The sequence below is a fragment of the uncultured Oscillibacter sp. genome, assembly GCF_947654275.1.
Classification (GTDB): domain Bacteria; phylum Bacillota; class Clostridia; order Oscillospirales; family Oscillospiraceae; genus Oscillibacter.
Window position 1 is genome coordinate 25,670 of sequence record NZ_CANTJS010000024.1, and the last position, 13,064, is coordinate 38,733.

The 13,064-nt window shown below is 61.6% G+C and carries 11 protein-coding genes; all 11 read right to left on the reverse strand.

Annotated features, from left to right (window positions below; genetic code table 11):
- Positions 1 to 1,104, reverse strand: coding sequence for an S-layer homology domain-containing protein (locus Q0063_RS08095; RefSeq protein WP_297871474.1), 1,104 nt, complete (start codon positions 1,102 to 1,104; stop codon positions 1 to 3).
- Between the two features lie 63 nt (positions 1,105 to 1,167).
- A complete protein-coding gene (locus Q0063_RS08100) occupies positions 1,168 to 2,076 on the reverse strand; it encodes an S-layer homology domain-containing protein (RefSeq protein WP_297871475.1) in 909 nt (302 codons plus the stop codon).
- 225 nt (positions 2,077 to 2,301) lie between these two features.
- Positions 2,302 to 3,609 (reverse strand): serine--tRNA ligase, encoded by a 1,308-nt coding sequence (gene serS, locus Q0063_RS08105; protein WP_297871476.1) that lies wholly within the window; start codon positions 3,607 to 3,609, stop codon positions 2,302 to 2,304.
- A gap of 70 nt (positions 3,610 to 3,679) precedes the next feature.
- Positions 3,680 to 4,183 carry a hypothetical protein gene (locus Q0063_RS08110; RefSeq protein ID WP_297871477.1) on the reverse strand — a complete coding sequence of 168 codons (504 nt, stop codon included), beginning with the start codon at positions 4,181 to 4,183 and terminating at the stop codon, positions 3,680 to 3,682.
- 64 nt (positions 4,184 to 4,247) lie between these two features.
- Entirely contained in the window at positions 4,248 to 4,811 is a 564-nt protein-coding gene (locus Q0063_RS08115) for a hypothetical protein (protein WP_297871478.1), read from the reverse strand.
- Entirely contained in the window at positions 4,808 to 5,710 is a 903-nt protein-coding gene (locus tag Q0063_RS08120) for a ParB/RepB/Spo0J family partition protein (protein ID WP_297871479.1), read from the reverse strand. The genes Q0063_RS08115 and Q0063_RS08120 overlap by 4 nt, the downstream gene beginning before the upstream one ends.
- A 157-nt stretch (positions 5,711 to 5,867) precedes the next feature.
- Complete coding sequence (locus Q0063_RS08125) at positions 5,868 to 6,626, reverse strand: ParA family protein (protein WP_297871480.1); 759 nt, start codon at positions 6,624 to 6,626, stop codon at positions 5,868 to 5,870.
- Positions 6,627 to 7,008: 382 nt separating this feature from the next.
- Complete coding sequence (locus Q0063_RS08130) at positions 7,009 to 8,874, reverse strand: alpha-amylase family glycosyl hydrolase (protein WP_297871481.1); 1,866 nt, start codon at positions 8,872 to 8,874, stop codon at positions 7,009 to 7,011.
- Positions 8,875 to 8,986: 112 nt separating this feature from the next.
- Complete coding sequence (locus Q0063_RS08135; protein WP_297871482.1) at positions 8,987 to 11,182, reverse strand: penicillin-binding transpeptidase domain-containing protein; 2,196 nt, start codon at positions 11,180 to 11,182, stop codon at positions 8,987 to 8,989.
- 138 nt (positions 11,183 to 11,320) lie between these two features.
- The gene (locus tag Q0063_RS08140) at positions 11,321 to 11,833 is read right to left on the reverse strand and encodes a hypothetical protein (protein WP_297871483.1); all 513 of its coding nucleotides are present in this window, start codon (positions 11,831 to 11,833) and stop codon (positions 11,321 to 11,323) included.
- 157 nt (positions 11,834 to 11,990) lie between these two features.
- Positions 11,991 to 12,833: a rod shape-determining protein MreC gene (gene mreC, locus Q0063_RS08145; RefSeq protein ID WP_297871484.1), complete on the reverse strand. Its 843-nt coding sequence runs from the start codon at positions 12,831 to 12,833 to the stop codon at positions 11,991 to 11,993.
- Positions 12,834 to 13,064: the final 231 nt, after the last annotated feature.

Sequence of the window (13,064 nt, forward strand, 5' to 3'; positions counted from 1 at the left end):
CTATGCCGCGCCTATCCGGGCGTCCGGGTTCAGCACCCGGTCCAGAAGAATGGCGGCCTGTCCCCGTGTCAGAGGCGCACTGCCCATGAAGGTCCCGGCCTCGTCCACACCGGTGAGAACACCCGCCTGATAGAGGCGCAGGATGGCCTCCGCGTCTGCGGTTTCCTCTGTCACATCGGGGACGCCGGCGGTTTCATTCAGAACCGGCAGCTCCCCGGCTACGGCGTCCACCATCCAGGCGAACAGGGCCCGGCTGGCCGGAGCGCCGAAGGCGGACAGGAGGTTTTCGCTCTCCGCAGGCCGGACGCGGCTGCTGAGACCGCTGAAGGGAATCTGTCCCTCACTGGCCAGATAGAAGGCGGCGGGATACCACCAGGCGTTTTTGACCGCTTCGCCGGCATCCTCTTCAGCTCCCAGGAGGAACAGGGCGGATACGGCGGCCTCATCGCTGAGAATGCGGTAGCCGGTGCCGTTGAATCCCTCCGTCATGACGCCCGGCAGAGGCTGATAGCTCTCCCGGATCCCCTGATAGCGGCGGGGATTGCCGTAGCCCTCCAGTCCCACCTCCAGGGTGCAGGTCTCCGGCAGGGCGGGGTCCTCCGGCGTTTCGCTGAGGGAGAGGAAGAGACTGCCGCCCAAGGCGTTGAAGGTGACCGTGTCGCCGGGGCAATAGGACTTGAGCAGCGTCCCGTCCTCGTCGTAGAACCGCAGGCAGGAGGTTTTCATCATGGCCCCGGTAGGCAGGGCGGGAATTTCCCCCTTGCCGCCGGTTCGCAGATTGTACAGCCGGGCGCAGATCACCGTCAGCTGAGCGGCGGAAAGGGAATCCCTGACGCCGAATGAGGTCTCGGTGCTGCCGTTGAGGAGGCCCGCTTCATAGCAGGTCTTTACGGGTCCGAAATAGGTGCTTTCGGTAGAGGGGATATCCTCAAAGCCCTGATAGCCTCGGACCTTCTCCCAATCCAGGGCGGAGACAGGGAGTGTCAGCGCCAGCAGGGCGCTGAGGAGAAGGCAGGGAAGCTGTGCACGAAGAAGCTGGGCGCGAAGAAGCTGGGCGCGAAGAAGCTGGGCGCGAAAAAGCCGGGCGCAAAAATGTCGTTTCATTATCGCACTCCTTTCGGCGGGCCCTGCCGCCGGAATCCGGTCTGATTCGGAAGGGTTATCCATTTATGAACCAAGACCGGCCTCCAGCGCCCGGGCGGCCATGGCGGCGGCCTGTCCCCGGGTGAGCCACTCCGCCCCGCCGAAGGTCCCCGCCCCGTCGAAGCCGTTGAGAATACCCCGGCGGTACAGGGAGAGGACGGCCTCCGTCTCGGAGTCCTGAAAACGGTAGTTGTCCGGCAGGTCCGGGATGCTGTCCACAGTCCTGACCTCCGGCAGGTCCTTACAGAGCTCCGCCAGGGGAATGGCCAGCTCCATGCGCCAGACAGAGAGATAGGGCATGGAATCCAGGAACATGGTGCGGAAGCAGAAGGGGAGCCGGGCCTTCATCCAGTATCGCAGAAAGAGCACGGCGTCATAGGGGGTGGGATCCTCATAGCCCTCCTGCTGGGCGGTCTTCCATGCGGACCGCCAGGCAATCCGGTCCTGACTGTAATTTGTCAGCAGCGCCGTGACCTCCTGGGCGTCCACACCGTCGGGGAACTGGAAGAGGTAGCTGGTGCGGTCCTCGCCCCGCTCCAGCAGCCGGCCGGAGGCGGCGCACAAAAAGCCCTCGCCGTCGGTGAAGCCCACCTGTAAATCCAGCCGCTCCTGGGAAAGGTCCTCGTTCCAGAAGATGACTTTCATGCTCCGGGCGTCCTCAGCGTAGAAGTCGGGACAGTAGGCGGAGGACAGGTCGTGGACCAGGTTCCCCTCCGGGTCCAGAAAACGAACGTAGCCGTCCAGGTCCTCCGGGATGGCGGGAATGCCGCCGTCTCCGCCGATGCTGAGGCTGTACAGCCGGGCCGCGAGGCGGACCAGGTCCCCCTTGTTCAGGGGCTCCTCCGGTCCGAACCGGCCGGCCTCCAGAGGCTCCATCAGACCGGCCTCACAACAGAGGCGAATCTCCTCATAAAAGGGATTTTCTTTGTCCACGTCGGAAAATCCGGTTTTCGCCTCCGCCGAAACCCCTGCGGCACAAGGGATACAGAGGACAGACAGGAATACAGCCGTTAGAATCCCGCTGAACGTACTCCGGTTCATTTTTATCCTTTCTATCGGCTGGAAACGCTTTTTTGGTTTTAAGGCGGCAAAAAAGTTCCTGAAAGCGGCCATTCCAGCGAAATTATCCGATTTTCTGCTAGATATGGAGCGGAGATTTTATTTGGCCTTGGGGACCAGCTTTTCCGTGCCGCCCATGTAGGGACGCAGGACTTCGGGGATGGTCACGGTTCCATCGGCCTGGAGATTGTTTTCCAGGAAGGCAATCAGCATCCGGGGCGGAGCCACGCAGGTGTTGTTCAAGGTATGGCACAGCTGCATCTTGCCGTTCTCGTCCTTGTAGCGGATGCGGAGCCGCCGGGCCTGGGCGTCTCCCAGGTTGGAGCAGGAGCAAACCTCGAAATATTTCTGCTGCCGGGGGGACCAGGCCTCAATGTCGCAGCTCTTCACCTTCAGGTCCGCCAAATCGCCGGAACAGCACTCCAGCTGCCGCACAGGGATGTCCAGGGAGCGGAACAGCTCCACGGAGTACTGCCAGAGCTTTTCATACCAGTCCTTGGACTCCTCGGGCTTGCAGACCACGATCATCTCCTGCTTTTCAAACTGATGGATGCGGTAGACGCCCCGCTCCTCGATGCCGTGAGCGCCCTTCTCCTTCCGGAAGCAGGGGGAATAGGAGGTCAGGGTCTGGGGCAGCTTCTCGACGGGGAGATTCTGGTCAATAAACCGGCCAATCATGGAATGTTCGCTGGTGCCGATCAGGTACAGGTCTTCCCCCTCAATTTTGTACATCATGCCGTCCATATCTGTCTGGCTCATGACGCCTTCCACCACATTTCCGTGAATCATAAAGGGAGGAATGCAGTAGGTAAAGCCCTTGCCGATCATGAAGTCCCGGCCATAGGCCAGAACCGCCTCATGGAGCCGGGCAATGTCCCCCAGCAGGTAATAGAACCCGTTGCCGGAGACCCGGCCCGCGGCGTCCAGGTCGATGCCGTTGAAGGACTCCATGATTTCCGTGTGGTAGGGAACGGGGAAGTCCGGGGTTTTGGCTTCGCCGAAGCGCTGGACCTCCACATTTTCGCTGTCGTCCTTTCCGATGGGGACGCTTTCATCAATGATTTGGGGAATCAGAAGCATCCTCTTGTGCAGCTCCGATTTCAGTTCCGTTTCCTGCCGTTCCAGATCCGCCAGACGGTCTGCCTGTTCCTTCACCTGGGCCTTGACGGCCTCGGCCTCCTGAGCCTTGGACGGGTCCTTTTTGGCCTGGCCCATCAGCATGCCAATCTGCTTGGAAAGGGTGTTGCGGTTGGAACGGAGCTGGTCCGCCTCTGCAATGGCGGCCCGGCGTTTGGCGTCCAGGTCGATGACCTCGTCCACCAGAGGGAGCTTGCCGTCCTGGAATTTCTTTTTGATGTTCTCCTTGACAGCCTCGGGGTTCTCACGGATAAAGCGAATATCAAGCATGGCGGTTTCCTTCTTTCCTGTTTCTTGAGTTATGAGTCGTATATGGAGTGTTTCACGTGAAACAGAGGGATCATGATTCCTTCATCAGGGGCAGCAGGGTTTCCGCCAGGGCGCTGCCGGTTTCCCTGGCGTCCTTCACCCAAAGGGCAAGACTTCGGGTGGAGTGAGGGGAGGAGCAGGTCCATTTATCCACAAAAAACTGGATTTGAACGTAGCCGTGGTTCTGGTCCGCAAGGGTCAGCATAACGTGAAAGTCTCCATCCTCGGTCCGGCGTCCCGTAACGACCTTCTGGTCCAGGAATTGCAGGAGGAGGTTCCAGGGAGGACGGCGGAACCGCAGGGCCTCCGCCGCTTCCTTCACCGTGTCCCATTCCGGGTCCGACCGGGTCAGCTCCATGATGGGGAAATCCTGGCCGCCTGTACCCAGGACCCTTACATAAAGGGAAATGTGGCCGATGTCCTTTACCTCCGGCGACAGGCCGTAGACGTCCACAGGCCGGGCGTACCATGCACTTCCCAGCGCCAGAGCCAGGACCACAGCCAGAGGCTTCCAGTGAGATTTCAGCCAGCTCATCGCATTCCTCCTGTTCTCCCGGAGTTACCGGGCACCCGGGCCCCTCCGCGGCTTTTCCGCGGTGTTATTTGTCCTGTTCTGCCGCCTCTGCCAGCCGGGCTTCCGCGGCCTCCTTCAGCTGCCGGTAACGCTCCGCCGGAGAGGTCACGGCGTCCGGACTGCCCTGATTGTCATTGAGAGCGCTCCACAGGGAATCCGTCTCCAGGCGGTCGATGATTTCCCGACAGGCCTCGTAATTCTGGGCGGAGTAGCGCTGCTGGAGGGTGTACAGAAGGTTCATGGCCTCCAGCTCCCGGTCTCTGGTCTCCTGAACGCTTTGCTGATACTCCGCGTCGTTCTGGAGCTCTTTGACCTGTTTTTCCGCCTCCGACAGCTCCTTTTGCAGCTGAATAATCTGCTCCTGCAGCGCCTGAACCTCCTGTATGGCCCCCACGGAGCTTTGCAGCCGCCCCAGGGCCTCGGTGTTGCTCCGCTGGTGGGAGGCGAAGGACCAGGCCATCATCAGAAAAGCGGCGCTGAAGAGTATCATAATATAGACAATAACGGGCTTTTTCCCCTTGCTCTCCTGTTTTTCCGGCTGTTCAACGGGCTCCCCGGAGACGGGGGCACTCCGTCTTTCCAGTTTCATAGGGCCGATCCTTTCTCTTGACGGTGGGTTCGCAGAAGCGCCAGGGCCTCCAGCAGGTCGTTGAGGTCGTCAAGATCGTAGTATTCCAGTTCCACACGGCCCTTTTTCTTGCCGGTGACAATGCGCACCCCCCGGCCCAGCTTGCCGGACAGTTCCCGCTGGGCCTCGGCGGCATAGTCGATTTCCCTGGGCGTCGCGGGCTCGTCGGGGATCTTGTCCGCCGCCAGGTCCGCGGTCATGCGCTTCACCAGGGCTTCCGTCTGCCGGACGGAGAGACCGCCGGAGAGAATGGCCTGAGCCGCCTGCTCCTGCAGGGCGGGCTGGAGAGGGAGGAGGGCCCGGGCATGTCCGGCGGAGAGTTTCCCCTCCTCCACCAGAGCCCGGACGGGAGGATGGAGCCCCAGCAGCCGCAGGGCGTTGGCCACGGCGCTGCGGGACTTGCCCACCCGCTGGGCGGCCTCCTCCTGGGTCATGTGATAGGTCTGCATCAGAGCCTGAAAACCGGCGGCCTCCTCCATGGGGTTCAGGTCCTCCCGCTGGAGGTTTTCAACAAGGGCCAGCTCCGCCGCCTTTTTGTCGTCGGCGTCCACCACCACGGCGGGCACCTCGCTGAGGCCCGCCAGCCGGGCGGCCCGCCAGCGCCGTTCTCCGGCGATAATCTGATAGTAGCCGGAGGCCAGCTTGCGGACCGTCAGGGGCTGAATGATGCCGTGCTCCCGAATGGAGTCCGCCAGCTCCGCCAGAGCCTCCTCGTCAAAGATTTTCCGGGGCTGGTTGGAATAGCTCTCCACCTGGGAAATTGGTAAATACAGATTTCCCGCAGCCTCGGGTTTTAATACGTCGTCGCCCAGCAGGGCGCCCAGACCCCGGCCCAGACCGGAGGGCTTTTTATTTGCCATGTAGCACTCCTTTTTTATCATTTGTTTCGACAGAATGAAAATCACGCCTGAGGGGCGGCGGACCGTTGGAGGGGCGCGTTCCGCCGTCCTCCGGCATGCGCCTCGATTTCTGAAAGGGTTTCAGCCGCCGGGCCTTCCGCCGCTGTTCGGACAGGACTCATGCGCCCTGCCGCTTTAAGAATTCCGCGGCGAAGGCAGAATAGGCCTCGGCACCCCGTGAGGTCCGGTCATAGGCCGAAATGGGCTTGCCGTGGCTGGGGGCCTCGGACAGGCGGATGTTCCGGGGAATGACGGCGGCGTAGACCTTGCCGGGGAAGTAGTGCTTGACCTCCTCCGCCACCTGCATGGCCAAATTGGTCCGCCCGTCGTACATGGTCAGCAGAACCCCCTCCAGCTCCAGGGCCGGATTGAGAGAGCGCCGGACCAGCCGCACCGTATTCATCAGGTCGCTGAGCCCCTCCAGAGCGAAGTACTCGCACTGTACCGGCACCAGAATGGCGTCGGCGGCGCAGAGGGCGTCCAGGGTCAGCAGCTCCAGAGAGGGGGGACAGTCAATCAGAATGACGTCATAGAGCTCCTTCACCGGATCCAGGGCGTCCCGCAGGAGATATTCCCGCCGCTCCATGCCGATGAGCTCCACTCCCGCGCCGGCCAGCGCCTTGTTGGAGGGAAGCACGTCCCCATAGCGGGTGTGGGCAATGGCCTCCACAGCGGGAATTTCGCCAATCAAAGCGGAATAAATGCCCTTGGAAACAGTTTTGTCCACCCCCATGCCGGAGGTGGAATTGGCCTGGGGATCAAAGTCACAGAGGAGGACCTTCGCCCCCGCCTCGGTCAAGGCGGCGGTGAGGTTGACACAGGTGGTCGTCTTGCCGACGCCGCCTTTTTGGTTGACTACTGCAATTGTTCTTGCCACAAAAGCACCTACTTTCCGGGTGTTCCGGCCCGTCGGGTCACAAACCCGGCGCCGGAGACCGGTCCGGGGCCGTTGTGTGTTACATTATATCAAGGCAGCGTGGGCCTTGCAAGTATAATTGAGAAAAATTCACAGCTTTTGCAATTTTTCTGGAAATGTTTCACGTGAAACACCCAGTGAACCCGCAGACCTGGAGGGCGGCGGGAACGGACAAAAGGGGAGGACGGCGGAAGACAGCAGGCTTGTCCAAATGGAAAGGCCCGGAAAAGGCAGAACGCCTTTTCCGGACCTGGTATCGCTTCCTTCCGGCCCTTGGGCTGGGAAGCAATCGCATATGGAATGTTTCACGTGAAACAGTGCCGGCGCCGGAGTCCCTCGCACCTCAGTTGCCCAGCAAACGGACGCTGTAGCCCAGCAGGGCCAGATTCAAGCCGTTTTCACCGGCAGGCAGCTCCTGAGAACGGAGCAGGTCCACCATGCCGGAGAGCTTGGGCAGCGTCAGGGCCCGGGTCTCGGTTCCGGCGTTGACCACCAGAATGGTGATCTCACCCTCGTACTCCCGGGAGAAGGCCAGCAGGGAGCCCTCCGCCGCCAGCCAAGTGAGTGTGCCCCGCTGGAGAGAGGGCCGCTGCTGGCGGAAAGCGCCCAGGCGGGTGAACCACTCCACCAGGGTTTTGTCCTCCTGGCCCCAGGGATACGTGCCCCGGTTGAAGGGGTCTCCGCCGCCCTCCATGCCGGCCTCGTCGCCATAGTAGACCATGGGGGAGCCGGGGAAGGCGAAGAGCACAGCCGCCGCCAGACGGACCAGGGCAAGGCCCCGCTCCCGGCCCACAGGGGAGAGATGGAAAGAGGCCTGGGCCTCCCGGCCCTCCGGCAGGGGCTCGCCGCTGAGGAGATTCAGAATGCGGGGCGTGTCGTGGGTGCCCAGAAAATTCAGGTTTGAGAGGAAGGCGTCAGGGGGGTAGTTCTCCCGGATGGTTTCCATGGCGTCCCGGAAGTGCTCCGCTCTGCCGCCCTGGAGATAGGCGATGAGAGTTGTGCGGAAGGGGTAATTCATGACGCTGTGGAGCTCCCTGCCCAACAGGTATTTCCGGCGCTGGGAGTAGGAGATTTTATTGCTGGCGTCCTCCCAGACCTCGCCCAGCACCAGACCGTCGGGGTCCGTTTCCTCCACGGCGGCGCGGATCTGTTCAATAAACGCGTCGGGCAGCTCATCCGCCACATCCAGCCGCCAGCCGCTGGCTCCGGCCCGAAGCCAGCGGCGCACCACGGAATCCTCGTTCCTGATGATATAATCCAGATAATCGGGGCAGTTCTCCCAGACATTGGGAAGGGTGTGAATGCCCCACCAGCTTTCATAGGTCTGGGGCCATTGGATGAAAGAGAACCACTCATACCAGGGGCTTGCCTGGCTCTGCGCCGCACCCAGGGTGTCATAGAACCCGTCGGCGTTGAAGTAGATGCTCTGTGAGCCGGTATGGTTGAATACGCCGTCCAGAATGACCCGGATGCCCCGCTCCCTGGCCTGGGCGCAGAGCTGGCGGAAATCCTCCTCCGTGCCCAGCATGGGGTCGATTTTGGTATAGTCCGCCGTGTTGTAGCGGTGGTTGGAGGCGGACTCAAAAATGGGGCAGAGGTAGAGGGTGGAGACGCCCATGGCCTCCAGGTCCTCCAGATGGGCGGTGATGCCCTGGAGGGAGCCGCCGAAGAAATCCCGGTTCTTAATCTCTCCGTCCTCCATCTTCCAGGAGGGACCCTCGGACCAGTCCTTGTGAACCCAGCGGTCCCCGACCAGACCGGCGGGGTCCGGCAGGGAGAGGCGGCAGTACCGGTCCGGGAAAATCTGATAGGTGACGCCGGCGCCGAACCACTCCGGCGTGTGGTTTTCCTGATAGACGGTCAGCTGCCAGGGTTCCGGGGCTCCTTCGCTGCGGTAGCCGCTTTTATCCAGCAGACAGCCGCTGCCGTCGTCCCGCCAGAGGCGGAAGTGATACCATATCAGCTCCGGTTCCGGCGGAGCGGCAAAGGTGGCGGAGAAGCAGGCCCTGCCGTCTCCGTCACCGGTGTAGAAAAGCTCGGTTTCCTGGGTGATACCGGCAAATTCATGGTGGAGAAGAACGGCGCAGTGGGTAAAGGCGTCCCGGGCCAGAGGGCGGCAGGTCAGAGTGACGGACTGCCCCCGGAGCACCGCGCCGAAGGGGGTCTTGTAGAGAGGGGAACGGGGGTCGAACACATGGGGCTCGCTCATACTGTGAGCACTCCTTTTTGGTTGGTATGGAATGAGCCGCAGAAGCGGCGGGGGAACGCAGAAGCGGCGGGAAAAAATTCAGACGCCCAGGGAGCGGCGCGGCTTCGGAGATTTACGGAAGCAGCTCATATTCGCCGGTAATACCGGCGGCGGCCTCGTCGACGGCAAAGTAGGCGTTGAGAATTCCCACGGCGGTAGAGGCCAGATTCGCGCCGGCGTCGCCCCGCTCGATGGCGATGGCCACGGCAATTTCCGGGTCGTCGTAAGGGGCGAAGCAGACGAAAACGCCGTTGTTTTTCTGGTTGCTGTAGACCTGGGCGGTACCGGTTTTCGCACCGGCGTCCACCACGCAGGAAGAGAAATAGGGCCAGAGGGTGCCGTGGACAAGGCCGTGCATACCCTCCTTCACCGCCTGGAGATTGGCGTCGCTGATGGGAATGGTATTGACGGGCTCCGTATTGCCCAGGGCGGTGACAGAGCTGTTGTCATAGGCCTTGGCCGCCTTCAGCAGATGGGCCTGACAGTGCTTCCCGCCGGAAACCAGGGTGGCGATGTAATTCGCCAGCTGGAGGGGGCTGTATACCTGGGTGGCTTGGCCGAAGCCCGCCCAGGGGGCCTGATCCTGTCCCTGGGGGTTCTCCGGCAGCAGCCCGGCTCTTTCCTCAATCTCGATGCCGGTTTTCACGCCCAGACCGAATTTTTGCAGCCATTCCCGGAAGGCGGTCATGCCCATGCGGTAGCCCATTTCACCGAAAAAGAAGTTGCAGGAATGGGTAACGGCCTGGGAGACGTTCAGCAGTCCGTGGCCCGAGTGCTTCCAGCACCAGAAGCCAAAGCCGGTTCTGTCGTTGGGGTATTCCCAATGTCCGTCGTCCCGGATTTTCTCCTTCAGGGTCACATATCCGCCTTCCAGGGCGGCGATGGCGGTGAAGGGCTTCAGGGTGGAGCCGGGGGCATAGGTGCCCTGAGTGGCCCGGTTGAACATGGGCGTGGCGGGGTCGTTCAAAAGCTGGCTGTAGGCCTCGTTGCTCTGGCGGAAGGTGGCCAGATCATAGGTGGGGTAGGAGGCCAGGGCCAGCACCTCACCGGTGCCCACCTTGATAACGGCGGCGCCTGCGCCCCGTTTTTCGTCGTGGTCTTTGGCGTTCATCTTCTCAACCGTCTCCGCCAGGATGCTTTCCACCTGCCGCTGAAAGTTCAGGTCGATGGTCAGCTCCACGATATCGCCGGGCTTCGGCTCCTCGGAGTAATATTCTCCGGTGATTTTCCCTTCCGTATTGGAGGAGACCATGCGGTAGCCGTCGGTGCCCTTCAGATATTGCTCAAAAGCCAGCTCCGTGCCCTCCCGGCCAATCCAGTCGTCCCGCTGGTAGCCCTGTTCCTTCAGCTCGTCGGTGTATTTGTCGATTTTTCCCACGTAGCCCAGGATATGGGCGGCGCAGTCCGTCTGGTATTCCCGGACGAAGGCGTTGGAGACCCTGGCCCCGGCATAGTTTCCGTCGCTGAGGATGGAGATGAAAACGGTGTCGATGTCCTGGGCCAGTATATAGGCGTCGTAGTTGCCGAGCTTCCGAAGATTCAGCTCATAACGCACCCCCAGCGTCAGCCGGGCATCGCTTTGGGAGTAATCGGCGGGGATGCCGAAATCCGTCCGCATGGCGGCAAGCAGCTGGGCTGGAGTGATGCCGGCGTTGGTCAGCAACTCCGTGGTCAGCTGGTCGGAGGTGAGAGCCTCGAGGAGGGTTTCCGCCTGCTCCAACAGGGAGGGGGGAGCCTCTTCTTCATCGGGGCCGGCGTCTCCGGCGGCCGGCTCCTCCTGGACCTGAATCAGCTCCGGGTGCCGGAGCAGATAGGCCCCCAGGGCTTCCCGGATGGGCTTCAGGCTTTTCAGATAGGTGAGGAAGCGGCCCTTCTGGATGCTGTCCATGGTATCCAGGGTGTAGACAAAGGGGGCCTGCTGTGAGATGGGCAGATTGTCCGTCCAGCCCACGCCCTGACTCCGGCACAGCTCCACCAGCCGCAGGACGGCGGTGTTCATGTCGTCCTCCGGGGTGAGAAGGGCGGGGTCGAAGGTCAGTGCGTAGGTGGAGCGGTTGGAAACCAGCACCTGGCCGTTCCGGTCCGTGATGATGCCCCGGGAGGCCTCCACCTTTTCCTCCCGGACGATGGAGCGGACGGAGCGGGCAACATAATCCTCGTGATGGACCACCTGGGTGTCGTAAAGAATGCCCAGATAGCACAGGAGGACAAGGATTAAAAACAGCACCAGCAGATAGAGCCGGGCATTCTGCATTTCCTTGCGGTCCATAAGGGTTCCTTTCTTCGGGGGAGATCATAGGAATTTTTCGGGAAAACCCGGCGGATGCCGGAGCATTCTGAATCCATATGGGTTTCGGGGAGCGCCCAGGCAGCGGAAAGCGGGTCTGAGGCGGATAGGCAAACAGGGTCAGCTGTCAAAGCGGGTCCGGCGGAAAACCGCCCGGTAGAGCAGCGTCACCGGAATCACCAGGGGCGCGGTGACGCAGAATTCCCGCAGCATAACCGAGGCCCCTGCGGACCAGGCGGCAGCGCCCCGGCTCCAGAGCAGGAAGCAGTGGAAGCCGTCCAGCAGCAAAAAGGCGGCGGCGGCCGCCGCCAGGGAACAGAGGACGCCGGCGGGCAGCCAGCTCTGAGACAGCAGCCCGGCGCAGAGCCCCGCCAGTGGGAAAATCAGGGTGTAGAGACAGGGAATGGGCCCCGGCAGCAGCAGGTCGCAGACCACGCCCACCGCCGTTGCAAACACCGTGCCTGCCGTCGGCCCCTCATAGGTGGCGGGCACAATGGCCGCCAGGGGATAGAGGAAGGGGATGACGCCCCAGAAGCTCAGCCGCTGCAAAAGCCCTCCCTGAACCAGGAAGCAGGCAAAGGCGGCGGCGGCGTATAAAAACCATTTGAATATGGTCTCGTTTCTGGCGAGCATAGGGAAGTCCTTTCACTAGGAGTTAGGAATTAGGAGTTAGGAATTAGGAATGAGCCGGAAACCGATTCCAGACCGTTCACAGGGAAAATTCCTCATTCCTAATTTCTCATTCCTCATTGACGAAATTCTGTCAGTAATTTTGATGAATGTTATAGTATCAGGTGACGATTTCAAAGGATTTCAGCACGAATACCTCCGTCAGGCCGGCGAAGTTGGCGGCGGGCGCCACGATGGCATAGGAGGCCGCGCCGGAGTCGTCCATGAGAACATCCTCAATGGAGCCGATGACCAGCTCCGAAGGGTAGTGGCCCCCCAGGCCGGAGGTGACCACCAGATCGCCGGTGAGCAGCTTGCAGTCCGCCGGAAGATAGTCCAGCCGCAGGCGGTTGTCCTCCATCAGGGAGAAATCCCCCTGGGCGACGCAGAGGTCCTTGGTCCGGAACACACGGGCCCCCAGAGAGGTGTCCGTGTCCACCAGGGTCAGCACCGTGGACCAGTTGGTCCCCGCCTGGCTGATAATCCCCACCAGGTTGCCGGTCTCGTCCAGGACGCAGTCCCCCTCCTCGATGCCCAGGGCGGTGCCCTTGTTCAGGGTCAGGGAGGAGGTCCAGTTGCTGACGGCGTGCTCTGTCACCATGGCGGTCTCATAGTCGCTCAGGTCCCGGCGCTGCTCCCGAAAGCCCTGATGCTTCCGGAAGAGGCGGTTTTCCTCCCGGTCCGCCTCGGCCAGACGGACCTCCTCCTCCATGTCGGCAATGCGCTGCCGGAGGGCGGCGATTTCCGCCTCCAGGGCGGTGACGTCCTGGTAATAGTTCTGCATGTCGTTGAACCACTGGGCCACGGCGGTGTAGCCCGCCCGGAGGGGGGAGGTCAGCGTATTGGCGATGTTGGCCAGGGGAGAGGCGTTGGCGCTGAAAACCGACAGAGCCGCCAGGGCCACGGAAATCACCGCGGCGGCAAAGAGAATCCAGAGGCCGTGGCGTTTGAGGAAATTTTTCAAATGAAACACCGTTCCTTAAAATTAGGAATGAGGAGTCAGGAATTAGGAATTAGGAATTAGGGGTTAGGAGTTATAGCAATCTCCAAAATTACGGATAAGGAGCCGCCGGAGGCGGCGGTCCCTACAGGTCCGCCCGCAGGGGCCGGCCCGCCTGCCGGGAATGATGATGCTTGCTGTAGGAATCAGGGGATTAGGAATCAGGGGATTAGGAATCAGGGGATTAGGAATCAG

What these genes read in the sequence shown, in the direction of transcription:
- Q0063_RS08095 (WP_297871474.1), bottom strand. Translation starts at nt 1,104, where the DNA reads ATGAAACGACATTTTTGCGCCCGGCTTTTTCGCGCCCAGCTTCTTCGC.
- serS (WP_297871476.1), bottom strand. Translation starts at nt 3,609, where the DNA reads ATGCTTGATATTCGCTTTATCCGTGAGAACCCCGAGGCTGTCAAGGAG.
- Q0063_RS08110 (WP_297871477.1), bottom strand. Translation starts at nt 4,183, where the DNA reads ATGAGCTGGCTGAAATCTCACTGGAAGCCTCTGGCTGTGGTCCTGGCT.
- Q0063_RS08115 (WP_297871478.1), bottom strand. Translation starts at nt 4,811, where the DNA reads ATGAAACTGGAAAGACGGAGTGCCCCCGTCTCCGGGGAGCCCGTTGAA.
- Q0063_RS08120 (WP_297871479.1), bottom strand. Translation starts at nt 5,710, where the DNA reads ATGGCAAATAAAAAGCCCTCCGGTCTGGGCCGGGGTCTGGGCGCCCTG.
- Q0063_RS08130 (WP_297871481.1), bottom strand. Translation starts at nt 8,874, where the DNA reads ATGAGCGAGCCCCATGTGTTCGACCCCCGTTCCCCTCTCTACAAGACC.
- Q0063_RS08135 (WP_297871482.1), bottom strand. Translation starts at nt 11,182, where the DNA reads ATGGACCGCAAGGAAATGCAGAATGCCCGGCTCTATCTGCTGGTGCTG.
- Q0063_RS08140 (WP_297871483.1), bottom strand. Translation starts at nt 11,833, where the DNA reads ATGCTCGCCAGAAACGAGACCATATTCAAATGGTTTTTATACGCCGCC.